This is a genomic window from Pigmentiphaga sp. YJ18 (assembly GCF_038066655.1).
Classification (GTDB): Bacteria; Pseudomonadota; Gammaproteobacteria; order Burkholderiales; family Burkholderiaceae_B; genus Pigmentiphaga.
On the sequence record NZ_JBBUKU010000005.1, the window covers coordinates 35,996 to 57,457 of the forward strand.

Sequence of the window (21,462 nt, forward strand, 5' to 3'; positions counted from 1 at the left end):
CGACCGCCATGACGACCTCCGAACTGGAAACCGCGTGGGCGTGCAGCCGCGTGGTGCACGATTTCTTCCATCACTACGACCATTGGCGCTATGCGCGCATGCTGGACTTGTACACGCCCGAAGGCGTCTGGCACCGCGCCGGCGCCGCGCTGCGCGGCCATGCCCGCATCCTGGAGGAACTCGAACGCCGACCGCGCAACCAGCGGGTGGCCCACGTCGTGACCAACCTGCGCGTGGAACCGGCCACGGCCTCGACAGCCGGCGCGACCTACTACCTGACGGTGTATCGCCACGCAGGCGAGATCGCGGACGACGTGGCGGCGCCCCTGGCCGGACCGGCCATGGTGCTGGCCGGCACGGCGGAACTCGTGCATACCGGGCAAGGATGGAAATTCGACAGCCAGACGCTTACGCGCCGGTTCGAGGCCGGCCCGGCGCGCTGAACGCCGGACCGGGGCTGCGCGCGGGTTGACTAGCGCACAGCCTCGCGCACCCGGCGCACCTCGGGCAGGCTGACGGCGCTGGCCTGGTTGCCCCAACTCTGGCGGATGAACGACACCACGGCCGCCACGTCCTGGTCACCCAGCAACTGGCCGAACGGCGGCATGCCGTGCGGCTGCGGATTGCCCGCCGTGGCCGGCGCGAAACCGCCCGACAACACCATGTGCACCGCGTTGTCCGACGACGCGGCAACCACCGAGATATTGCCCGCCAGCGGCGGCCAGGCCGGCGAGCGCCCCTGGCCATCGGCGCCGTGGCACTGGGCGCAATGCTGCTCGTACAGCTTGCCGCCCGCGCTCATCAGCGCGGGCGAGGCCGCGCCGGATACCGAGGCCGTATCGGTGCCGACCGCCGGCAGCGACTTCAGATAGACCGCCATCGCGTCCAGGTCGGCGTCATTCGCGTACTGGAATCCCTGATGGACCGCCTCGGCCATCGGCCCCGCCGCATGCGAGCGGGGCGCGATGCCGGTCTTGAGCAGATCGACGATGTCCTGCCGGGTCCAGTCCCCCAGGCCCGTCACGCGATCGCCCGTCAACGGCGGCGCATACCAGGACTGCCCGCCGATCAGCGAGCCGGCCAGCCCGGCATCCAGCGCCATCGCGCCCAGGCGGTTGCGCGGCGTGTGGCACTCCGCGCAATGCGCCAGGCCCTGGACCAGATAACGTCCACGCAGCCAGGCCTCGGACGGCTCCGCCGGTGCCGGCTCGTCCGACGTCGGCCGGAAATAAAAGGCCCGCCACACCGCCACCAGCCAGCGCTGGTCGTAGGGAAACCCGAGCTCGTGCGGCCGGTTCGCCTGCGCCGCCGGTGGCAGCGACCGCAGATAGGCGAACAGCGCGTCCGCATCCGTGCGCGAGACATGGCGATAGCTGGGATACGGAAAGGCCGGATACAACAGGCTGCCGTCCGGCGCCTTGCCCTGATGCAGCGCGCGCCAGAAATCGGCGGCGCTCCACTTGCCCAGGCCGTGCTCCGGATCGGGCGTCAGGTTCGGGCCATAGAACGTGCCGAACGGCGTCGCCAGCGCACGGCCGCCGGCAAAGGCCTCGCCGCCCGGCGCGGTATGGCATCCCACGCAATTGCCCAGGCGCGCCAGGTAGCGTCCGCGCTCCACTAGTTGTTGCCCGCCTTCTTCCGCGGCAGCGGTCCGAGCCGGCGCGTCGTACTCGCGATGCCCCATCCAGAACACCGCCCCCACCGCCGCGACCGCCACCGCCAGCACACCCAGCATGAATCCACGCTTGTTCATGGCCGGCTCCCCACATGCACCTGGCTGCCGCATTCCATCGGCATCGGCTCGGGCAGGCTGGCCGCGGGAGCCACCTCGCGCACCGGCTGCGAAGACAGCCACCCCGCCACCGCGCTGACGTCCTCGGGCGTCAGGCGACGCGCGATGTCCGCCATGCAATCGGGCGCGATCGCCTTGCGCAGGCCATTGGTCCACGCGCCGAACTGCGAGCTGAGGTAGTCATGCGGCAGTCCCAGCAGCGCCGGCACAGCCGGCAGCACACCGGACAGCGCCTGCCCGTGACAGGACACGCAGGCGGGCACTCCGCGCGCGCGATCGCCTTCCATCACGAGTTGCCGGCCATGCTCCAGCGTGGCGGCGGGCAGGCGGGAAGGCTTGGGATCGGGATAAGGAGGATGCTGGTCGGAGAACCACACGGCGATCTGCTTCAGATACTCGTCCGACATGTTCTCGAGCAGATGCTGCATCGGCCGGTACTGGCGCTGGCCGGCACGGAAATAGACGAGCTGGTTGTACAGGTAGTCGGCCGGTTTGCCGGCGATGCGGGGGTAATAGCCATCGGGCCCGGCGCGGCCCTGCTCGCCATGACAGGCCGTACAGGCCGCCATGCGTCCCGCCATGGTGCCCGGCTCGAGCTTCTCGGACTGCTGAGCCGACAACGGCGCCGACAGGGCCATCGCGGCAAGTCCCCCCAGGATTTTGTATTTGTAGTTGACGAATGGCATGGGTCACAGCGAGGCCGCGGCGTGCAGCCGTGCCTCTGGGCAGCGTTTCGACACAAGCAGTGTACTCGGGTGGGTGGAAGAAACGCGGGGAGCGGGACGCGACCGATCGTCGCATGGGCTGGTATGGACCGGATGTCCTCTTGAACCGAACCTGCGCGCCCTACTTCGCCTGCTCCAATCCCCGATAGCTGTTGATGGTCGTCAGGGCCTGCGTACGCGCCAGGTTTTCGGTTTCGACCAGATCCTGCCACCTCGTCCAGCAGTGCGGATCAAGGATGTCGTTGTTCCCGAAATAGTCGTGGACCGCGACGTGGGCCTCGTCCCAGACTCGCATCGCATCTTGAACGTCGTTGATAGTCAGCATGTCGGCCTCCTCGAGAAAGGCTACGGGCAGCAACTGCCGTTCCTGGAGGACGATTTTCCCTTCCGGCCGGCGTGCGCAAGGACATCACATAATGCCCGGCATACGCGTGCAAGAACGTTGGATGAAAGAAAAAGCCGCGCAATGCAAAAAGGGGTTAGCGATTACTATCGCTAACCCCTCATACATCTGGCGCGCCCGGCAGGATTCGAACCCACGACCCCTTGGTTCGTAGCCAAGTACTCTATCCAACTGAGCTACGGGCGCTGCAAAGAAATAAGATTATAGCGACACTTTTTTCGGCTTGCAAATCGGGGGCTGAAAAACCTGCAAACCGCGCATTCCCCCTACCCCGAACGCTTGCCGCGCCCGCTCTTGCCAGGGTGCTCCACCCTGCCCCGTGGCGTGTGCGGGACGTCGAAATCCGCGCCCGGCAGGCGCTGCACCAGCATGTCCAGGAAGGACCGGGCCGCGGTGGTCAGGGTCCTGCCGCCGGGATAGACGGCAAAGATGTTGACCGGCGGCGGCAGCCAGTCCTCCAGGACGCGTACCAGCCGGCCCTGGCGCAGTTCCTGCGCGCACAGGTCCAGGGGCAGCGCGGCGATGCCCAGGCCCTGGCGCGCCGCCTGCAGCAGCGCCGACAGGTGGTAGGTGGTGAAGCGCGGTTCGAAGCGCACGACGCTGGTTTCCCGGCCGCGCCGGAGCCGCCACAGCCATTCTGTGGTCTTGCGCCCGAATCCCAGGCAGGGCATGGCAGCCAGGCCGGACGGGTCGGCCAAGGCGTCCACGCCGGGCAGGTCGGGGCTGGCCATCAGGGCGAAGGGGCTGGTGATCAGTTTGCGCGCGACGATGTCGGCGTCGGGCAGCGCTTCGAACGCGGGGTAGATGACAAGGTCGGCCGAAACGAAGCGCGGGTCGAAGATGAGCGCGCTGGCCTCGAAGTGGAGCCGCACGTGGGGGTGGGCCAGCGCGAACTCGGTGGCCAGTTGTTCGACGGCGATCTCGCTCAGGTAGGGCGGCGCGATAACGTGCAGGGATCCGGTGGGCACGGCCTGCAGGCGTTCGGCCAGTGCCAGCAGCCTGTCGGCCTCGGCGGCCACCCGCGCGCACTGCCGGTAGCACTCCTGTCCGAAGCTGGTCAGCACGAACTGCCTGGGACCACGGTGGAAGAGTGGCGCGCCCAGGCGGCGCTCGAGGTCGGACAGCCTGCGTGCCAGCGTGGACTTGGCCACACCCATCTGGCGTCCGGCGGGCGACAGGCCGCCATGGTCGACCACCATCTTGAACACGTACATGTCGTCCAGGCCGCGCATGGATTCGTTCCTTTTCCAGTACGTTGGCGTTCCAATAACAGAACGAAATCGGGCAGTTCACGATGCTACGCTTCCTTCACCACAAAGGGGAGCCATGCCATGAACCCGAACGATCCAAGCGTCGTGGACACGCCTTACGGCCGCCTGCTGGGCGTCCGCGAGGGCAAGGTGGTCCGTTTCCTGGGCGTGCCCTACGCCCAGCCCCCCACCGGCGGCCGGCGCTTCGCGCCACCCCAGCCGCTGGCGGAAGGAAACGGCCGATTCGACGCGACGGCGTCCGCGGCCATTCCGCCCCAGTTGCCCTCCAGGCTGGCCAAGGTCATGGGCGACTATCCCGCCCGGCAGGACGAGGACTGCCTGCACCTGGACATCTGGGTACCCATCGACTGCCCGTCCCGCGCGCCGGTGTTCGTGTTCCTGCACGGCGGCGCCTTCATGACGGGTGGCGGATCGCTGCCCTGCTACGACGGCGCCGCGCTGGCCGAGCGCACGGGCATGATCGTGGTCAACGTCACCTATCGCCTGGGCGTGCTGGGCTTCCTGCCCATTCCCGGGATCGCGCCCGCCAACCTGGGACTGCGCGACCAAATGGCGGCGCTGTCGTGGATACGCCGCGCGATCGGTGCGTTCGGCGGCGATCCGGCCAACGTCACGGTGGCGGGACAGTCGGCGGGCGCGTACTCGATCGCCGCGCTGCAGACCCGCGCGGACGGCCCGGAACTGTTCGACCGCGCCATCATGATGAGCACGCCGCTGGGCGTGACCTTGCAGACGCCGGCGCAGAAGCGCGAAGTGGCCGATATGTTCACGCGCGCCGTGGGGATCGAGGCCGCGACGCCGGACAACCTGTCGCGGCTGCCGGTGGACGCCATCCTGAAGGCCCAGTTGCAAGTACTGCGGCAGACCGTTCCGGCCAGCCCCGGAGAGGTCACGCCGCCCTTCATGCCGACGGTCGACGGCGAGGTCATCGCCGCTCCACCGCTGGCGGCGGCCGGCGCGGGCGCGTGGTGCGACACCATCATCGGCTACACGCGTGAAGAAAATGCCGCGTTCCATGTGGGCGATGCCGTCATGCGCGACCTGCCGGCGGACACCGTGCGCGGCGTGTATCAGGCCCACTATGGACAGGCAGGTGACGAGCGGTATGAGCAGGCCCGCGCCAGCCGGGCGCCCGGCACGCCTGTCGCGGTGCTGACGGACCTGCGGTCCCGCCTGGATTTCATCGAGCCTACGCTGGCCTATGCGCGCGCGCTGGCCGCGAAGGGCCGCGCGCCGTTCGTCTACCAGTTCGACTGGCAGTCGCCCACGCCGGGCATCGGCGCCTGCCACTGCATCGAACTGCCCTTCCTGTTCGGCAACCTGGCCACCTGGCGGGACGCGCCCATGGTGGCCGGTGCCGATCCGGCCGAGCTTGCCGATCTGAGCCGCGGCTTCCAGGACATCTGCGCGGCGTTCGCCCACACCGGCGATCCCAACCGCGCGACGCTGCCCTCGTGGCCCAGCCATGGGCAGGACGGCGCCGTGCTGCACATCGACCGCCTCATCCAGGCCCGGCGCGCGCCGCGTTGAATCCCTTCTTCGCAAGGACCACCATGGACACTTCCTCCGTATCGGCCGCCACGTCCGGCGACGCTCCGCGCTCGCGCCTCGCCCGCATCGGCGTCGTGGCGATCTGCTTCCTGATCGTGCTGCTGGACGGCCTGGACACCACGTCCATCGCCTTCGTCGCCCCTGCGCTGGCGCGCGAATGGGGTTTGCCACCCGCGGCGTTCACGCCGGCCTTCGTCGCCACCAGCGTGGGCGCCGTCGTGGGCTATCTGGCCTGCGGTCCGCTGGCCAGCCGCTGGGGACAGCGCACGGTGGGCGGCCTGAGCGTCGCGCTGTTCGGCCTGGGCACGCTGCTGTCCGCCTGGTCGCCGGATGTGCCCGTGCTGGCGGCCCTGCGCTTCGTCGCGGCCGTAGGCCTGGGTGGCGCGCTGCCCGTGGCGGTATCGGTGGCCGCCGGCGCGACGCCGGCCCGCTACAAGGAAACGGCGGCGATGCTGGTGGCGGCGGGATTGTCGGCGGGCGCCGTCATCGGCGGCATGGCTGGCGTGCCCTTGATGCGGCAGTACGGCTGGCACTCCGTGTTCATGATAGGCGGCATCCTGCCGCTGGTGCTGCTGCCCTTCTTCCTGAAGGTCCTTCCCGGCCGCGACCTGGCCACCCGTACCTCCCGGCCGGCCCAGGGCGGCAGCGTGGCGGCGCTGTTCGACCGCCGCTGGCGGCTGCGCACCTGGCTGCTGTGGCTGTTCGCCTTCCTGATCTTCCTGGATGCCTATGCCCTGACCTTCTGGATTCCCACGCTACTGGCCGAGTTCGGCTTCGGTCCCGCGCAGGCGCCGGCCGCGACGGCCGCCTTCGGCCTGGGCGGCCTGCTGGGCAGCCTGGCGATGATGGCGCTGGTGGCGAAGCTGGGCGTCAAGCGCCTGCTGGCGATCACGACCTTGATCGCGATCGCCTCGATACTGGTCGTGAACCAGGCCGCGCTGGCGCCTGGACAGGTGCTGGCCGTGATCGGCGGCATGGGCGCGGGCCTGATCACCGGCTGCGTGGGACAAAGCGCCCTGGCGGTGTCCTACTACCCGCCGGAGATCCGCACCACCGGCGTGGGCTGGGCCGCGGCCTCGGGCCGCATAGGCTCCATCGTCGGACCAGCCCTGGGCGGCCTGATGCTGGCGCTGAACTGGAGCCCCCGGGACATCGTGCTGACCGCGGTCGTGCCGGCCGCGGCCGCGCTGGCGGTGCTGGCCGCGCTGGCCTGGGTGGACCGGCGCCCGGATGCCGGCCCTGCTCCGGTGCAGGCCACCTCCATCACCTGAGCCCGGACCGCCGGCCGGCTACGCACCGGCGGTCACGGCTCGCGCAACGAGTCCGGTTCCCTCAGCACCTCGACCAGCGCCTCCCGGAACGCGGCGATGGGCCGCGCCAGCCGGCCCGCGGGCGCGCGGTGCAACAGCCAGGCGCGCACGCAGGGACGGAAATCGGGCGACGCGATGACCCCGACCTCGTCGCGCCACGCGCCGCCCGCGAATGCGGCGGGCGTCACGATGCCGATGCCGAAGCCGCGTGCCACCAGCGACATCCTCAGGTCCACGCTCAGGGCTTCGACCGCCACCTGGAAGGGCAGCCGCTCCGCCTCGAACCGATGGCGGATGGTGGCCCGGAAGCCACAGCCGCTCTCGTTCATGACCCAGGGAAAGCGGGACAGTTGCTCAAGACCCGGACGGCGCGGCACCTTCAGCGATCGCGCGGCGACCAGCAACACCCGCTGGGCGCCCAGGTCGTCGCACACCAGGGTCTCGGGCGGCGGCACGCCATCGGCCAGGCACACCGCGACGGCATCCAGCTCGCTGCGCGCGACCTGCTCCACCAGGCGCGGCGACCACCCCGAGGTCACGCGCAAAGTCAGCGCCGGAAACTCGGTGCGAAGCCGATCGAAGGGCTGCATGAGCGCGGCTTCGGACAGGTAGGGCATGATGCCGAGCCGGAATTCGCCCTGCACTTCCCCCTGCGGCGACACACCGGCCTTCAGGTCTTCCAGCGAACGCAGCACCCGCCGTCCATGCTCGTAGGCCTCGCGGCCCGCCGCCGTCGGCTTCAGGGGCTTGGACTGCCGGTCCAGCAGGATCGCGCCCAGGCGCTCCTCCAGGTTCTGCACACGGCGCGTCACGCCCGGCTGCGTCAGGTGCAGCCGGGCCGATGCCCCGACGATGGAACCGGTCTCCACCACCGCCACGAAGGCTTCCAGGTCATGGATGTTCATGACATTTCCGCATAATCATGATGCGAAGGATTGAATTGCTTGATCATGCAATAGAAAAATAAAGTTTTCGTTCGATATGCAATTAATTTATCAAACGGAGCTTTGCATGACCACCTGCGGCAAGTCCGGTGCCCTGGCCCCGCCCGCGTCTCCCTCCGCCCGGCCCCCTGTGCTGCTGTTCGGCACCGCCACCGGCGTCCTCGTCACCAATCTCTTCGCGCCGCAGACACTGGTGGGCGTCATGGGTGCCTCGCTGGGCCTGGCGCCCATCGCGTCGGGCCTGATGGCGATGACCACGCTGCTGGGCTATGCGGCCGGACTGTTCCTGCTCGTCCCCTTGGCGGATGTGGCACCGCACCGCCGCCTGGTGCGCGCAATGCTGGCCGCCGCCACGGTGGCCGCGGCAACCGCCGCGTGCAGCCCCTTCGCCGCGCTGCTGCTGGCGGCCTTGTTCGTCCTGGGCGCGGCCAGTTCCGTCATCCAGGTGCTGGTGCCCATCGCCGCCGCCATGGTGGAGCCCGACATCAGGGGGCGGGTGATCGGCGACATCATGGGCGGCCTGATGGTCGGCATCCTGCTTTCCCGCCCGCTGGCCAGCCTGCTTGCCGACACGCTGGGATGGCGCGCGTTCTACGCCGCCAGCGCCCTGGCCTCGATCGCGCTCGGCTGGACGCTGGTGCGCGGCATCCCCGACCGGCAGCCGCCGCCCGGTCCACGCTACCTCGATCTGATCGTGTCGCTGGGATCGCTGCTGCGCCGCGAACCGGTCCTGCGCCGGCGGGCGGCCAGCGCCGCCCTCAGCATGGCGGCCTTCAGCCTGTTCTGGACCGCCGTCGCGCTACGCCTGGCGCAGCCGCCCTACTCGGTGGGACAGCGCGGCATCGCCATGTTCGCACTGGTGGGCGCGGCCGCCGCCTTCATCACGCCCTGGGTGGGCCGGGCCGGCGACCGGGGCTGGACGCGGCCGGTGACGGCGATCTCCCATCTGGGCATGGTCGGCGCCTTCGCCCTGGCCGCCTGGGCCGGAGGTACCTGGCACGGCGGCCATACGCCCTGGATCGCGATGAGCCTGGCGGCCATCGTTCTGGATGCCGGCGTCACCGGAGACCAGACGCTGGGGCGGCGTGCCGTCAATCTGCTGGACCCCGCGGCCCGCAGCCGTATCAATGCGCTGTTCGTGGGCCTGTTCTTTCTGGGAGGCGCGGCGGGATCCGCGCTGGCCGGCGTGGCATGGAGCCTGGGTCAGTGGCATGCGGTATGCGCGACCGGCGCGGCGCTAGGGCTGGCGGCCTTGCCGATGTCGTTCGCCTCGAAATGAAAACCGGGGCCCTGGGGCCCCGGTTCCGGCACGACGCGGCGGTCGAGCTTAGCGGCCGCGCCGGCCGTCCTGGCTCGTCACGCTGTTGGCGCTGTCGAGCTTGGTCTGCTGTTCTTCCAGCATGCGGATCTGGCGCTGAAGGGTGTTGAGCTGTTCGCGCGCGGCCTGCCGTTCGTTGGCCAGCGCGGCGGCTTCCTGGCGGGCCTGTTCCTGGCGGGCAGCCACCTGCTGCTCCTGCTGGCGCTGCATGCTCAGGTCATTCTGCAGCGCGCTCAGGCGCGTCTCGTTGGCGCTGATCTGTTTCTCGGTCACGGCGCGTTCGGCGTCGAGCTTGATGCGGCGGATGTCCACATCGGCCAATTGCACCGTCTGTTCGACGAAGGCCTTGTAGGTCTGCTCCGCCTGCGACTCGGAGGTAGTCTTGACCACGCGCCAGAAATTCTTCTGCTGGAACATCGCCACGTAGTAGGTCAGGTCATCCGCCTTGAACAGCAGGCTGGCTCCGTAGTTGCCGTTGTACGTGGTGCGCAGTTCGTTCAGCGTGCGGTTCTGTATGAGCTGCTGCAGTTCCGCCATCGTGCTGTTGTTGGAAGCCGCCTGGGCGGCGTCCACGGACCGGGCCGGCGCGGCCTGAGCCGGCGCCTGCGCCGCCGTCTTGGCGGTCGTGTTCTGGACCACCTGAGCGGAGGCACCCAGGGATGCCGTGGAAAGCAACAGTACGATCCCCACTTGTCGGAACATTCTGCATGTCCTCATTTTCATTCCAGCTTCCTTGGTCATATCGAGTTCGTCGGCCCGGCCGTAACAAAGCGTGTCCGATTTTAATGAAAGTACGGCGCCGTGGGCTCTTTATTAAGCCTTTTTTGGTGCCGAGCCGCTCCAAATCAATCCAGTTCGCCCGCCACTTCGGCATCCTGGCCGACAATCTGGTACTTGCGCATCTTTTCCCACAGGACCTTGCGGCTGATTCCCAGGAAATTGGCGGTGTCCTGGCGCCGCCAGCCGTGGGCATCCAGCGCGCCGACGATGCGGTTGCGCTCGGCCAATTCCTGCGGACTGCGCTCGTTGGCCGGTATCACCCCCTCGGCCAGCGACGCGAAGATACGGCCGATGCGTTCCCGGTCCCAGGCCCGGAACTGCCTGACCATCACCCCCACCCGCTCGGCCACGTTGCGCAGCTCGCGCACGTTGCCCGGGAAGCGCGTGCGCGTCACCAGGGCCGCCAGCCAGTCGGGCACCTCGTCTTCCTGCTCGGGCAGGATCTGTCCCAACAGGGCCTTGAAGATGGCGATCTTGTCCACCGCACCGCGCTCTTCCAGGCTGGGCACCTGCAACTCGATCACCGCCAGGCGGTAGTACAGGTCGGCCCGGAACAGCTCCTGGCGCACCAGTTCGCGCAGATCGCGGTTGGTCGCGGCCACCAGGCGGAAATCCACCGGGATCTCGGCCGTGGAGCCCAGCCGGGTCACGCAGCTCTGCTCCAGGACCCGCAGCAGCTTGACCTGCTGGTAAAGCGGCAGGTCGCCGATTTCGTCCAGGAAGAGCGTACCTTCGTGGGCCTGCTCGAAATACCCCTTGTGCGCGAAGGTCGCACCCGTGAACGCTCCCTTGGCATGGCCGAAGAAGTGCGACTCGAACAGGCCGTCGGGGATCGCGCCGCAGTTGACCGCCACGAACGGTCCCTTCCCGCAGCGACGATGCCCCTCGTGCAGCAACCTCGCCACGCGCTCCTTGCCCACGCCCGTCTCGCCCCGGATCAGCACCGTCGAGTCGCAATCGGCGAAGGCCTCGACCTCCGACAGGAAGACCCGCATGCAGGCGGAGGTGGCGATGAGCGGTTCGGCCGCCTTGGCACGCGAGCCCTGCTCCCGCACCACGCCCGCCACCTTGAAGACCAGCGTGCGCAGCTCGGCCGCGGTGAAGTCGGCCGTCAGGACATTGGAATACTCTGGCGGATAGACGCGCGGGTCGCTGTTGCGGGCCTCGGCCGCCACCCAGACCACCGGCATGCCATGGCCGGCCTGCCAGTCGCTGACGCTGAAACTCGGGCGGTCGATGACCGTGACCGAGATGATCGCCACCGACATGCGCACGCTCGTCACGTCGCGCGATACGGCGATGTTGTCCGCGCGGATCACGTCCGCATCGAAATTGGCCAGAGCCCGTGCGACACGGTCGGCGATATCCGATTTGCCTTCCCAGACGTAAACGTCGAGATCATCTTGCGAAGGTCGTGTCTTCATGGCGGTACGCCCGTTCCCTCCATCGTTGTCGTTCGCGCTCAATAGACGAGGCGAACGTTGTCGCATTCCAATGACATGAGATGCACGTCGGTCTGTCCGATCTTGATGCCGACCAACCCATCGAGCAGGTTGGCCAGCAGCAGGCCCACCTCGTTCAGCAGGGGCTTGAGCAGGCCGACCAGCGGACTCAGGATGGCCTGCAGCAGGTTCTGCGACTGGCCGCTGCCTGTGCCGCCCAGCAGGCTGCCCAGCAGGTCGCCCACGGCATTGAGCAAGCCGCCCAGCACGCCGTTGCTGGCGGTCGTCTGCAAGGCCTTGATCAGTTCGGTCCGCATGCAGGCCTGGTTGCAGGTCCCCAGCAGCGGCGTGACGGTCTGGCGCCACAGCGTCGGCATGGCGCAGGTTCCCAGGCCCAGCAGGCCGCACGGGCGGGGCCAGGTGATGCCGTCCCCCAGCAGCTTCTGTTCGATCACGCTGGGGGTGTAGCCATACTGGTTCAGGTATTTGTCGGCCACCTGCGTGGCCGTATCGGCGGGAAAGGCCTCGAGCTGGGCGCCCTGCCCCGAAGACGACTGGGCCAGCAACAGCGCCAGCAACTGGTTGACCAGATCCTGCACCGTATCGCCCAGCGGCAGCTCGTTCCGGCCCACCGTCTTGGTCTGGTCCACTTCCAGGGTGGTATAGACCGGATCCTGCGCCAGGATGTCGGGCTTGACCTGCCCGTGCAGCAAATTGATGCCCAGCAGCTTGACGAAGGTCTCGTCCTGCAGGCCGGTCGCGCAGACGTCGTGGGTCGACCACAGCGTGGACTCGTTGACCTTGCCCATGCACAGCTTGGCGATGGACGAATCGACCTTGATCGTGGCCTTGGCCGGCGCCGTGCAGCCCATGCCCGTGAGCGTGCCCTGCGAGCTGACCACATCCAGCACGATGGGCAGCTTGACCTGAGTGCCGAGCAGCCCCAGCAGTCCGCCGACCAGCCCGCCATCGGTCGCGATGTCGACGAAGGTGCGGACCTGGGCGGTATAGGCCCTGGTCCCCAGGCCGCCTATGCCGACCGAGGGTGGCTCGATGATGCTGGCGCGCACGTTGGCCTTGAGGCCGACCGCGGTACTGACGGCGGCGGGCAGTCCGAGGTCGACGGTCACCGCATGATTGGACACGCCGACGCCGACCGCCGCGGTCAGCAGGCCCAGCGCGTCCAGGTCCACGTTCAGCGCCGAACCGGCGCTGGGGGCCTGGATCAGCGCGAACAGTCCACTCGTGACGCTGTTCGAACCCAGCTGCACCAGCAACGTGTCGATGCCCAGCTTGGCGGTCAGCGAGTTCAGCAGCGACGCGTTCAGGCCCAGGAGGCTGTTCTGGTTCGCCAGGCTGACGATGGCGTTCAGCAATTGCCCGAGTTCGACCTTGCGGGCGGCCAGCAAGTCGTTCAGCTGGCCCACGCTCAGGTCCGCGCCCACCGGAATGCCCAGTTCCTTGAGCAGTCCGCTGGGCGTGATCTTCACGCCGGCCAGGCCGGCATAGGTCCCGATGCCGAGGTCCTCGCAAAGGTTCGCGCCCACGACCCGGAGCAGCACGCACAAGGGTGCGGTCTGGGAGTTCGAGGTCGCGAGTTTCGAACCGACCCAGAAAGAGGCGACGGGCGCTTCCTGGACCGCAATGGCTTCGGCGTACAGAGAACGATTGCCCAGGAACGGCAGCACCAGGGGGACCTGCTGGGAAATGGCGACCTTGATCGCATTGAAACCGACCGTGGACTTGGGCGTGCCGAAATACTTCTTGCCTCCGGTACCGCTGTAGGACTCGGAGGGAGGCTCCATGGTCTGCACGGTATTCCTGGTCGAATCCGGATTCGGATCCCACCGGCCGCATACCGGCGCGGGCGACGTTTCCATCGACAGCGCGAAACGCTGCAGGTTCAGGTTGGCGTTGCCGCGCGCGGCCGCCGTCGCGGCGACGCAGCTGTCCCGCTCCAGTTGCTGGGCGCCGGCCAGCGCGGCCAGGTCGGCGGTCTTCTGCAGTTCCCGCTTCATGTAGAAGAGATAGCCCAGGTCCGCCGAGGCCAGCAGCGTGACCGATACCAGCATCGCCGCCGCGGCCGCGATCAGCACCGATCCCCGCTGGCGCGCCAGCGGCGCCCGGGAAGCGGAAACGAACGAGGGGATACGGCGATGCGGGGTCATGAAGGCCTGCCTATTGCTTCGGCTGCGAGGTCGTCTCGTAGAACTCGGGAATGGGGTGCGAATAGCTGTCGATGTAGCGCTTCCAGCTGGGCTGCGCGGTCGCGCCCAGCATGGGCAGCGCCTTGCCGGCCTGGCGTCCTTCGGCCTGCATGCGCACCACCTCGCTCGTCACGTCGCCGTTGGGGCGGCTCCTGCCCTGTGGCGCGGTGGATGCCGTCGCCATCATCGGCTCTGTCCTGGGCGCGGCGGCAACGGCAGGCGCTGCGGCCGCCGGCGCGGGCTGGGCGGGGGTAGCCGCTTGCGGGGTGATCACGGTGGTCACGCGCTGTTCGGGCGACGGCACGACCTGCTGGCGCGCCGCCGGCGCGGCCTGGGTCGCGGCAGCCGGCGCCTGGCCCGGGCCCGGCACCTGGCGCACGACCGAGGAAGCGGGCCGTGCCGCGGCCGGTGTCGATGCCGCCCTCTGCTGCTGCGCGGCCGCCGCGCGGCGGGCCTGCTCCTGCGCCTGGGCCTGGCGCGCGGCTTGTTCCATGCGCGCCCGTTGCTCGGGCGTCTCCTGCAGCATGGAGCCGGTCACCGGCGCATTGTTCTGGGCCTGTGCCAGGGGTGCCGCCAGCAGCGCGGCCAGCACCAGATAACGGCTGGCGCGCCGGGAAGCGGACTGTCCGTGCGGGCAATGGCTGGTAGGTTTCATGATCGCCTTGATTCCACTTGTATTCGTCATCGTTGAAGAAGATTCGGTCGCATCGGTCTGCCGGCGTCAGGGGATGGCCGAGTTGAACCGGTCCAGCATGGACTGCATGGGCGCGCGCACCGGCTGAAGAACGGGCGCGGAGACCTGCCGCACCACGGGTTCGCGCACGGTGTCCGCGGGCTCTGTCTCCTGCGCAGCGGTCCGGACCACCGCGGCTCTCGGCGCCACCGGCGCGCGCTCCGCCACGGGGGGCATCGGCACACGGGACATCTCGGGCGCCAGGGACGAGACCGGGAACGGGCTGGCCGCCGGCGGTGGCACGGCAACCGCAACCGGGGCGGAGTCTGCCTTCACGACCGCGACCGGACGAGACGCCTGGGGTGCCCGGCGCGCGATGTCGTCGGCCAGCTTGCGCACCGCCGCGCGCGCATCGGGCGACAGACCGGCCTTGTCCATGACGGTGCCGGCGCGCCCGGCATCACCGGACACCAGCAGCAGCAAGGCGAGGTTGGCCAGGATCCTGGAGTTTTCCGGCGCCAGCTCGGCGGCCTGCGCCATGGGCAACCTGGCGGCGGCCGTTTCGCCGTTGCGCAGCAGCGCGTAGCCGAGGTCGCTGACGATCAGCGCGTTGGTGGGATCGAGCCGCGCCGCCTCGCGCAGCGACACCACCGCGGCCGGATAGTCGCCGCGCGCGCCTGCCAGCAGGCCCAGGCCCTGCGCGGCCGCCGCGCCAACTTCGGTCTTCAGCAGGCGCCGATAGACCACCGCGCTTTCCTCGGATTGCCCGGCTTCGCGCAGCGCATGGGCCCGCAGCAGCTCGACGTCCGGCGCCGCGCCATGGCGCTGCTCGAATGCATCGATGTGAGCCAAGGACGCGAAGTAAAGACCCTTGCCCTGCATCTCCCGGATCAGCGACAGATACATGCCGCGGCTATCCGCCGTGGGCTCGTCGTTCGCGACCTGTTGGCGCATCATGGCTTCATCGTTGAACTTGGGTGCCGATACGCCGTAGCCCGAGGGGGCGGTGGAACTGCATCCCGCCGCCAGCAGCGCGGCCCCGAGCAAACCGGCCATGCGCACCGGATAATGGATCGCCCCGGTCATCTCAGCCTCCCATCCTCGCCAGGCCGCGGAAAACGGCCAGGAAACCCGCCCCACCCGTGACGATGATGAGCGCCGGCAACAGCGTCAGCACCATGACGCCGGTCATCTTGACCGTGAGCTTGCCGACACGCTCCTTCAACTCCATCCGCCGCTGCTCCCGGACACGCTCGGAAAACTGCTTGAGGGGTTCCTGGACCGCGCCGCCATGCCGGTCGACCTGTACGATCAGGCGCGCCACGGCCGCCAGGTCCTCGTTGCCGAAGCCGGTGGCCAGCCGCTGCAGCGACTGTTCGCGCGACAACCCGCGGGCATGCTGGTTGACGGCGATCTCCAGTTCCGCCGCCAATACCGGCAGCACGGTGCGGAACTCGGTCACGATCACATGCAGGCTCTGGTCGATGGACAGGCCCACGCCTTGCAGCAGGCGCAGCAGGTCGATCAGCAGCGGCAGTTCTTCCTTGGCCTTGCGCGTGCGCGAAGCCGCCACCTGGCGCAGCACCCACTTCGGCACCATGTAGCCGAGCGCGAACCCCAGGAACAGGGACAGCATCGTGCCGAGCGCTCCGCCGCCGCCGAACATCCAGGCCAGGACCGGCACGACGACGGCCAGCACGACCCGCGCGAAGATGAACAGAGAACGGGCGCGCGCCAGGTCGCTGAAGCCGCAGCGGTCGATCAACTGCCTGTCCTCGGCCTCGAGCAGATAATTGCCCAGCTTGCCTTGTTCCCACTTCTCGCCCAGTTGCGCCGCGCCGTCGAACATCGCGCTCACACGGCCGCGTCGCACTGGCGACGCCACGTTGGCAAGGGCATCGTCCAGCACGGGATTGGCCCGTGCGGTGATGGCGCTGTCCACTACCTGGCGGCTTCGGTTCTGCCGCGAGCCCCGGATCAGGATAGCCACTCCGACCAGCAGCGCGGCGGTGGCGAACAGGACCAGGGAGGCGGCGGTCAACAATTGTGTGGACATAGCTTCAAACCGATTTGGCCATGCGGTACAGCCAGAAAGAGCCGACCAGTTGCAGAGCGAAGGCGCCCACCAGCATCTTCTGGCCGACCGGGTCGGTCCACATGCCCACGAACATGGCATTGTTGAAGATGACGATGAACCCCGCGACGAACACCGGCAGCAGCGCCAGGATCCATGCCGACAGCCGGACCTCGGCTGACAGCGCGTGCAGTTCCTCCCGCGCCTGCTGCAGATCGCGCATGAAGGCCGCCATGCGTTCGAGCACCACATCGCTGCGGCCACCGAAACGCAGGGCAACGCCAATCACGGCGGCGACCAGTTCCAGTTCATAGAAGCGGTAGAGCCTGGCGGCGTGCACCAGCGAAGCGTCGAGTTCCATGCCCGCGCGATTCAACTGGTTGGCTCGCTCCAGCACTTCGAACAACGGCGCATCGACCGAAGACACCGCGGTCTGGAAGGCCGAACCCAGGCTGTTGCCGATGGTGATGAGCCGCACCAGGGCATCGATGAATCCCGGCAATTGCCGCACCATCCTCTGCCGGCGCTTGTCGGCCTGCCACCAGAGCTGGAACAGGACGGCCAGCACAACCAGGAAGAACGTCACCAAGGCGGCCAGGCCGCCGCTGAACAACAGGGCCACGATGGGCAGCGCCACCAGCGCCACGAGCCATGGACCGTAGAAAGCGGGACCCGGCTCGATGCCGGCGCGCAGCAGCATGTTCTGGAATCGACCGCGCACCCCTCGCGGACGCACGGGCGGATAAAGCTGCTGTGCCGTGGCCACCACCGCCCGGGTCGGGTCGAACGATCGGCTGAGCTGTTCCTCGACGAAGGCACTGGTCGCCTGCCGACGCCCACGCTCGCTCGCGCTCTGCCACAGCCACAATCCCGCCGCCACCAGCAGCAGCGCAAGACACAACACCGACAGGAGCAGCGCCGACATCATCGCCCCCTGGACCAGAAGCTGCCCCCGCCGCCCTGGGGCGCCTCGGGTGCCATCGTCACGCGCAACTGGTCGCGGTACTTGGCCAGCTTGGGCGTATGCGGATGGATGCCGAGCGATACCCAGCGATCCTTCTCCTCGCCATCCGGGCCGACGAAACTCTCGTGGCGATAGAGCTCCTGCGTGGAGATCACGTTGTCGCCCATGCCGGTAACTTCCGAGATCGACACGATGCGGCGGCGGCCATTGGACAAACGGGCAATCTGCACGATGAAGTCCAGCGCGCTGGCGATCTGCCTGCGCAGGCTGTCCTCGCTGCCCTGGAAGCCCGCGAAACCCGCCAGCATTTCCATTCGGTACAGGCATTCGCGCGGCGAGTTCGCGTGTATGGTCGCCATCGAACCTTCGTGACCGGTATTCATCGCCTGCAGCATGTCCATGACCTCGGGGCCGCGCACCTCGCCCACCACCACGCGATCCGGCCGCATCCGCAGGCTGTTGCGTATCAGGTCGCGGATGCTGACCTGGCCCGCGCCGTCGAAGCCGCCCTGACGCGCCTCCAGCCGGACCACGTGGGGATGGTTCAGCGACAGTTCCGCGGTGTCTTCGACCGTGACCACGCGCTCGGTCTCGGGAACGAAGAACGCCAGCGCATTGAGCAGCGAAGTCTTGCCGGAGCTGGTTCCGCCCGAAACCAGGATGTTGCAGCGCTCGCGCACCGCCAGGCTCAGCAAGCGATGGATCTCTTCGTTGAAAGTTCCCAGCGCCAGCAGGTCGGCCGGCTTGAGCGGATCCTGGCGGAACTTCCGGATGGACACCATGGGGCCGTCCACCGCCAGCGGCTCGATGACCACGTTCAGGCGGCCGCCATCCGGCAGGCGCGCGTCCACCATGGGACTGGATTCGTCCAGCCGCCGCCCCAGCGGCGCGAGGATGCGGCGCACGATGCGCAGCAGGTGCGGGTTGTCGCTGAAACGCAGGACCTCGCGCTGCAATACGCCACGGCGCGACACGAAAACGTTGTCGTAGCCGTTGATCAGGATGTCCTCGACCGCCGGATCGGCCAGCAGGTCCTCCAGCGGACCGAGCCCGGCCAGTTCCTTCGTCAATGAAGCCGCGACCTGCCGGAGTTCGGATTCATTGATGGGCACCCGCCGCAGGCGCACGAAACTGTCGACCTCCAGGTCGACGAACTGCTGGATCGCGGTCCGGGACCAGCGGCCGAACTCCGCGCCGAGTTCCTCGATGCGCGACAGCAAGTGCTCGTGCGCGGCGGCCTTGACGTCCTGGAAGCGCTGGGTGTTGGCAAACGCCGGACTATCGTCGGCAAACTCGATCGATGCCGTCATGATGACACTCTCCGCTGCATGTTTGCCCGCTTCAAACCGGAATTTTTCTTCATCGCGTCACCAGGTGCTTGTGCAGATTCGGCAGCCACCGCGACAGCCATTTCGCCCCCGGCGGCAAGGCCTGGTCATACGCTCCCAGCGAATCCACCAGCCCGTGCACGGCCCGCACATAGGGATCGCGGTCCGCCACTTCGTGCAGCAGCCTGCCCTGGTTGGTACTGTTCATCAGCGCCAGCGCGCGATCGGGCAGCGTGCCCAGCAGCTGCACGTCGAACCGCTGCGCGATCTGCTCGGCGGTCATGCCATACCGCTCGTCATAGCGGTTCACCACCAGCCGCATCCTGGCGCGATCCACGTCGCGGCCGTCCAGGTCCCGCAGGACGTCCGCCAGCGAGACCAAGGCCCCTACCGACTGATCCGTGACGATCCACGCCTGGTCGGCGGCCCGCACCATGCCAGCCACGAAATCGGGATTGGAGAATCCGCCCACGTCGGCTACCAGCAAGCCGAAGTGCTGGCGCAAGCGGTCCAGCAGCCCCAGCGAATCCGCATGCGAGACCGTGCGCATCTCGGCCAGGTCGCGCGGCAGCGAGATCACCGCCACGCCACTGGCGCTGCGCGTAAGCGCGGTATTGACCAGGGTCTCGTCGAAGCGGCGCAGGTTGCGTACCGCCTCGGCGAAATGGAAGCTGCCGGACACGTTCAGGTAAAGCTGGCCGTCGGCCACGGGCAGGCCCAGGTCCAGCAGCGCCACGGGGCCTCGCAGGCTGCTGGCCGGCCGCCCTTCCGCGGTCTGTCCGCCCTCGCCCTGCACTTGCGCCATGGTGGTCAGATGCGCCGCCAGTGTGGTCGTGCCCAGCCCGGCGCGCACGCCCAGCAACACCACCATCTGGCCGCGCCCCGGCACGCCGCTCGTGGCATGGGACTGCAACACGCGCCGCACGACGTCGCGCACTTCGGCCTCGTCGGCCGGATCGATGAAATCCCGCACGCCGGCCCGCAGAGCGGCCACGGCGCCCTGCGGCCGCATCATGCTGCCCACCGCGACGACCGGCAAGGCGGGCGCCACGCGCGCCAGCGTTCTCGCCAGGTCGCTGGCGTGCAGCAGCCTGCCGGGCTCGTTGTCGTCCGCGCCGAAATCCAGCAACACCATCTGCGGCCCGAGTTCGGCCAGGCGCGCCGACAGCCGGTCGGGAACCACATCCTCCTGAACGACCACGCCATCGTGTCTCAACACCGCGGCCAGGCGCTGCGCCGATGAGCTGTCGCCGGTGAAGAACAGGAAACGGCGAGTATCCAACAAACTCGCCAACTCCTTGCTCGGGGCGTTCATATACGACTCCTACAGATACCCGGTAACAACCGACTACTTCGAGAAACCAGGCAACTCATCATTGCTCGCGACACCCAGCAGGAAATGACCCCAGGCATTGGTCGCGGAGTCACGCTTCTCGTTGGCGCCCGGCATGGGCGGCTTGACGCCCTTGGCCAAAGGCTTGACCAGATGCGGCGTCACGACGATCAGCAGTTCCTTTTCCTTCTGGGAATACTTCATGTTCCGGAAGAAAGTGCCGATGATGGGCAGATCGCCTAGGAACGGCAGCTTGTCCAGGTTCGAGGTGGTGGAACGCGACACCAGTCCACCGATCACGAAACTTTCACCGTCGCCGAGTTCGACCGTGGTGTCGGCGCGGCGGGTAATGATGGCGGGGATCTGGATGTTGTTGAGCGTGATGCCGTTGGTCCAATCCAGGTCGCTGGCCTCGGGCGCGACCTTGAGTGCGATCCGATCCTTGGCCAACACCGTGGGCGTCAGCGTCAGTCCGATGCCGAACGGCTTGTACATGACCGTGGTCGTCCCCAGTCCGCCTGCCTGCGGCACCGGCAATTCGCCACCGGCCAGGAACTTGGCGCTCTGGCCAGACAACGCAACCAGCGTAGGCTCGGCCAGCACGCGCGCCAGGCCGTTGGTTTCCAGCAGGCGCAGATTGGTGTTGAGCAGGAAATTGCCGCGGTTCAGCCCCAGGGTCAGGTCGAAGGCCTTGCCGCTGGGGGCCAGGTCGCTGGCCAGGCCGAAGCTGAAGCTGCCGCGCCGGTTGGAGGCGGAGAAATTGAAGCCGGCCTCCTTCAGCACCTGCTTGCTGAACTCCACGACCTTCACTTCCACCTGGACCACGCCGCCGGTCTCGATAGTGGCGGCATCGAACACGTTGGCGGCCCCCACCGCATCGCCGGCTGCAGCCGCGGCACGATGGTGCGACAGGACCGACGGCGACTGCCCGCTCAGCACGGCCGCGTCTCCATAGACCTGGGCCTTGGCACCGTCCCCTTCTCCCAGCAGCGTGGCCAGATCGCCCGTCACGCGCACGAGATAGGCCTGGGGCGCCGCGGCGCCGCGCTGCCAGACCGACACCATGGTGGTGCCGGGCTTCTTGCCCACCACCAGCACCCCACCCTTGCGGCCGCCGCTGCCCTTCTGGATCACGACGTCGGCCACTTCGGGATCGACCACCGACACGCGCTCCAGGTTGCCGGGAATGCTGAGTTGGTATTGATCGCGCACCGCCACCGATATCTGGCGCGGACCGCCCTCGTCGGCCGCGCCGGCCGGCACGGCGAAGGACAGCGTCAGTGCCATGGCCAGGGGCGCCAGGCGCCGCACGAAAGCCTGATTGCTGATTTTCATTGAAGTTCTACC

General features: G+C 68.2%; 19 protein-coding genes and 1 tRNA gene. 4 read left to right on the forward strand and 16 right to left on the reverse strand.

Annotated elements, in window-relative coordinates; all coding sequences use genetic code 11:
- The first annotated feature begins 8 nt into the window (after positions 1-8).
- Entirely contained in the window at positions 9-443 is a 435-nt protein-coding gene (locus WKR98_RS25125; protein ID WP_341434979.1) for a nuclear transport factor 2 family protein, read from the forward strand.
- A 29-nt stretch (positions 444-472) separates the two neighbouring features.
- Here the strand turns inward: WKR98_RS25125 and WKR98_RS25130 are convergent, their stop codons facing one another.
- The 5 genes from WKR98_RS25130 to WKR98_RS25150 form a co-directional block, all read right to left on the reverse strand.
- Positions 473-1,753 carry a c-type cytochrome gene (locus WKR98_RS25130; protein ID WP_341434980.1) on the reverse strand — a complete coding sequence of 427 codons (1,281 nt, stop codon included), beginning with the start codon at positions 1,751-1,753 and terminating at the stop codon, positions 473-475.
- Positions 1,750-2,478, reverse strand: a complete 729-nt coding sequence (locus WKR98_RS25135) for a c-type cytochrome (RefSeq protein ID WP_445936159.1) — start codon at positions 2,476-2,478, stop codon at positions 1,750-1,752. Before WKR98_RS25135 ends, WKR98_RS25130 begins: the two co-directional genes overlap by 4 nt.
- Positions 2,479-2,638: 160 nt before the next feature.
- A complete protein-coding gene (locus WKR98_RS25140; protein ID WP_130359516.1) occupies positions 2,639-2,842 on the reverse strand; it encodes a hypothetical protein in 204 nt (67 codons plus the stop codon).
- Positions 2,843-3,029: 187 nt separating this feature from the next.
- A tRNA-Arg gene (locus WKR98_RS25145) sits at positions 3,030-3,106 on the reverse strand.
- 80 nt (positions 3,107-3,186) lie between these two features.
- A complete protein-coding gene (locus tag WKR98_RS25150) occupies positions 3,187-4,152 on the reverse strand; it encodes a LysR family transcriptional regulator (protein ID WP_341434981.1) in 966 nt (321 codons plus the stop codon).
- Between the two features lie 99 nt (positions 4,153-4,251).
- Between WKR98_RS25150 and WKR98_RS25155 the strand changes: the two genes are divergently transcribed.
- Both WKR98_RS25155 and WKR98_RS25160 read left to right on the forward strand, forming a co-directional pair.
- Entirely contained in the window at positions 4,252-5,721 is a 1,470-nt protein-coding gene (locus tag WKR98_RS25155) for a carboxylesterase/lipase family protein (protein WP_341434982.1), read from the forward strand.
- Between the two features lie 23 nt (positions 5,722-5,744).
- Positions 5,745-7,013, forward strand: a complete 1,269-nt coding sequence (locus WKR98_RS25160; protein WP_341434983.1) for an MFS transporter — start codon at positions 5,745-5,747, stop codon at positions 7,011-7,013.
- 32 nt (positions 7,014-7,045) lie between these two features.
- On the opposite strand, the gene WKR98_RS25165 is transcribed toward WKR98_RS25160, so the two are convergent.
- Entirely contained in the window at positions 7,046-7,957 is a 912-nt protein-coding gene (locus WKR98_RS25165) for a LysR family transcriptional regulator (RefSeq protein WP_341434984.1), read from the reverse strand.
- 106 nt (positions 7,958-8,063) lie between these two features.
- On the opposite strand from WKR98_RS25165, the gene WKR98_RS25170 reads away from it, so the two are divergent.
- Positions 8,064-9,275: an MFS transporter gene (locus WKR98_RS25170; protein WP_341434985.1), complete on the forward strand. Its 1,212-nt coding sequence runs from the start codon at positions 8,064-8,066 to the stop codon at positions 9,273-9,275.
- Positions 9,276-9,323: 48 nt separating this feature from the next.
- Here WKR98_RS25170 and WKR98_RS25175 read toward each other — a convergent pair whose 3' ends face one another.
- The 10 genes from WKR98_RS25175 to WKR98_RS25220 form a co-directional block, all read right to left on the reverse strand.
- Positions 9,324-10,016, reverse strand: a complete 693-nt coding sequence (locus WKR98_RS25175; RefSeq protein WP_341434986.1) for a DUF2968 domain-containing protein — start codon at positions 10,014-10,016, stop codon at positions 9,324-9,326.
- Positions 10,017-10,159: 143 nt separating this feature from the next.
- The gene (locus WKR98_RS25180; protein ID WP_124688871.1) at positions 10,160-11,518 is read right to left on the reverse strand and encodes a sigma 54-interacting transcriptional regulator; all 1,359 of its coding nucleotides are present in this window, start codon (positions 11,516-11,518) and stop codon (positions 10,160-10,162) included.
- Between the two features lie 38 nt (positions 11,519-11,556).
- On the reverse strand, positions 11,557-13,704 hold the full coding sequence (locus WKR98_RS25185; protein ID WP_341434987.1) for a TadG family pilus assembly protein: 2,148 nt from the start codon (positions 13,702-13,704) through the stop codon (positions 11,557-11,559).
- A gap of 10 nt (positions 13,705-13,714) precedes the next feature.
- A complete protein-coding gene (locus WKR98_RS25190) occupies positions 13,715-14,398 on the reverse strand; it encodes a DUF3613 domain-containing protein (protein WP_124688869.1) in 684 nt (227 codons plus the stop codon).
- A gap of 66 nt (positions 14,399-14,464) precedes the next feature.
- The gene (locus tag WKR98_RS25195) at positions 14,465-15,502 is read right to left on the reverse strand and encodes a tetratricopeptide repeat protein (RefSeq protein ID WP_124688868.1); all 1,038 of its coding nucleotides are present in this window, start codon (positions 15,500-15,502) and stop codon (positions 14,465-14,467) included.
- Position 15,503: 1 nt separating this feature from the next.
- Positions 15,504-16,472, reverse strand: coding sequence for a type II secretion system F family protein (locus WKR98_RS25200; RefSeq protein ID WP_124688867.1), 969 nt, complete (start codon positions 16,470-16,472; stop codon positions 15,504-15,506).
- A gap of 4 nt (positions 16,473-16,476) precedes the next feature.
- Positions 16,477-17,415: a type II secretion system F family protein gene (locus WKR98_RS25205; RefSeq protein WP_124688866.1), complete on the reverse strand. Its 939-nt coding sequence runs from the start codon at positions 17,413-17,415 to the stop codon at positions 16,477-16,479.
- Positions 17,415-18,764: a CpaF family protein gene (locus tag WKR98_RS25210; protein WP_124688865.1), complete on the reverse strand. Its 1,350-nt coding sequence runs from the start codon at positions 18,762-18,764 to the stop codon at positions 17,415-17,417. Before WKR98_RS25210 ends, WKR98_RS25205 begins: the two co-directional genes overlap by 1 nt.
- 49 nt (positions 18,765-18,813) lie before the next feature.
- Positions 18,814-20,097 (reverse strand): AAA family ATPase, encoded by a 1,284-nt coding sequence (locus tag WKR98_RS25215; protein ID WP_445936160.1) that lies wholly within the window; start codon positions 20,095-20,097, stop codon positions 18,814-18,816.
- Between the two features lie 33 nt (positions 20,098-20,130).
- Entirely contained in the window at positions 20,131-21,450 is a 1,320-nt protein-coding gene (locus WKR98_RS25220) for a type II and III secretion system protein family protein (RefSeq protein ID WP_124688863.1), read from the reverse strand.
- Positions 21,451-21,462 lie beyond the last annotated feature (12 nt).

Excerpts from the sequence above, each read along its gene's own strand:
- WKR98_RS25125 (WP_341434979.1), top strand. The coding sequence starts at position 9 with ATGACGACCTCCGAACTGGAAACCGCGTGGGCGTGCAGCCGCGTGGTG.
- WKR98_RS25130 (WP_341434980.1), bottom strand. The coding sequence starts at position 1,753 with ATGAACAAGCGTGGATTCATGCTGGGTGTGCTGGCGGTGGCGGTCGCG.
- WKR98_RS25135 (WP_445936159.1), bottom strand. The coding sequence starts at position 2,478 with ATGCCATTCGTCAACTACAAATACAAAATCCTGGGGGGACTTGCCGCG.
- WKR98_RS25140 (WP_130359516.1), bottom strand. The coding sequence starts at position 2,842 with ATGCTGACTATCAACGACGTTCAAGATGCGATGCGAGTCTGGGACGAG.
- WKR98_RS25150 (WP_341434981.1), bottom strand. The coding sequence starts at position 4,152 with ATGCGCGGCCTGGACGACATGTACGTGTTCAAGATGGTGGTCGACCAT.
- WKR98_RS25155 (WP_341434982.1), top strand. The coding sequence starts at position 4,252 with ATGAACCCGAACGATCCAAGCGTCGTGGACACGCCTTACGGCCGCCTG.
- WKR98_RS25160 (WP_341434983.1), top strand. The coding sequence starts at position 5,745 with ATGGACACTTCCTCCGTATCGGCCGCCACGTCCGGCGACGCTCCGCGC.
- WKR98_RS25165 (WP_341434984.1), bottom strand. The coding sequence starts at position 7,957 with ATGAACATCCATGACCTGGAAGCCTTCGTGGCGGTGGTGGAGACCGGT.
- WKR98_RS25170 (WP_341434985.1), top strand. The coding sequence starts at position 8,064 with ATGACCACCTGCGGCAAGTCCGGTGCCCTGGCCCCGCCCGCGTCTCCC.
- WKR98_RS25175 (WP_341434986.1), bottom strand. The coding sequence starts at position 10,016 with ATGTTCCGACAAGTGGGGATCGTACTGTTGCTTTCCACGGCATCCCTG.
- WKR98_RS25180 (WP_124688871.1), bottom strand. The coding sequence starts at position 11,518 with ATGAAGACACGACCTTCGCAAGATGATCTCGACGTTTACGTCTGGGAA.
- WKR98_RS25185 (WP_341434987.1), bottom strand. The coding sequence starts at position 13,704 with ATGACCCCGCATCGCCGTATCCCCTCGTTCGTTTCCGCTTCCCGGGCG.
- WKR98_RS25190 (WP_124688869.1), bottom strand. The coding sequence starts at position 14,398 with ATGAAACCTACCAGCCATTGCCCGCACGGACAGTCCGCTTCCCGGCGC.
- WKR98_RS25195 (WP_124688868.1), bottom strand. The coding sequence starts at position 15,502 with ATGACCGGGGCGATCCATTATCCGGTGCGCATGGCCGGTTTGCTCGGG.
- WKR98_RS25200 (WP_124688867.1), bottom strand. The coding sequence starts at position 16,472 with ATGTCCACACAATTGTTGACCGCCGCCTCCCTGGTCCTGTTCGCCACC.
- WKR98_RS25205 (WP_124688866.1), bottom strand. The coding sequence starts at position 17,415 with ATGTCGGCGCTGCTCCTGTCGGTGTTGTGTCTTGCGCTGCTGCTGGTG.
- WKR98_RS25210 (WP_124688865.1), bottom strand. The coding sequence starts at position 18,764 with ATGACGGCATCGATCGAGTTTGCCGACGATAGTCCGGCGTTTGCCAAC.
- WKR98_RS25215 (WP_445936160.1), bottom strand. The coding sequence starts at position 20,097 with ATGAACGCCCCGAGCAAGGAGTTGGCGAGTTTGTTGGATACTCGCCGT.
- WKR98_RS25220 (WP_124688863.1), bottom strand. The coding sequence starts at position 21,450 with ATGAAAATCAGCAATCAGGCTTTCGTGCGGCGCCTGGCGCCCCTGGCC.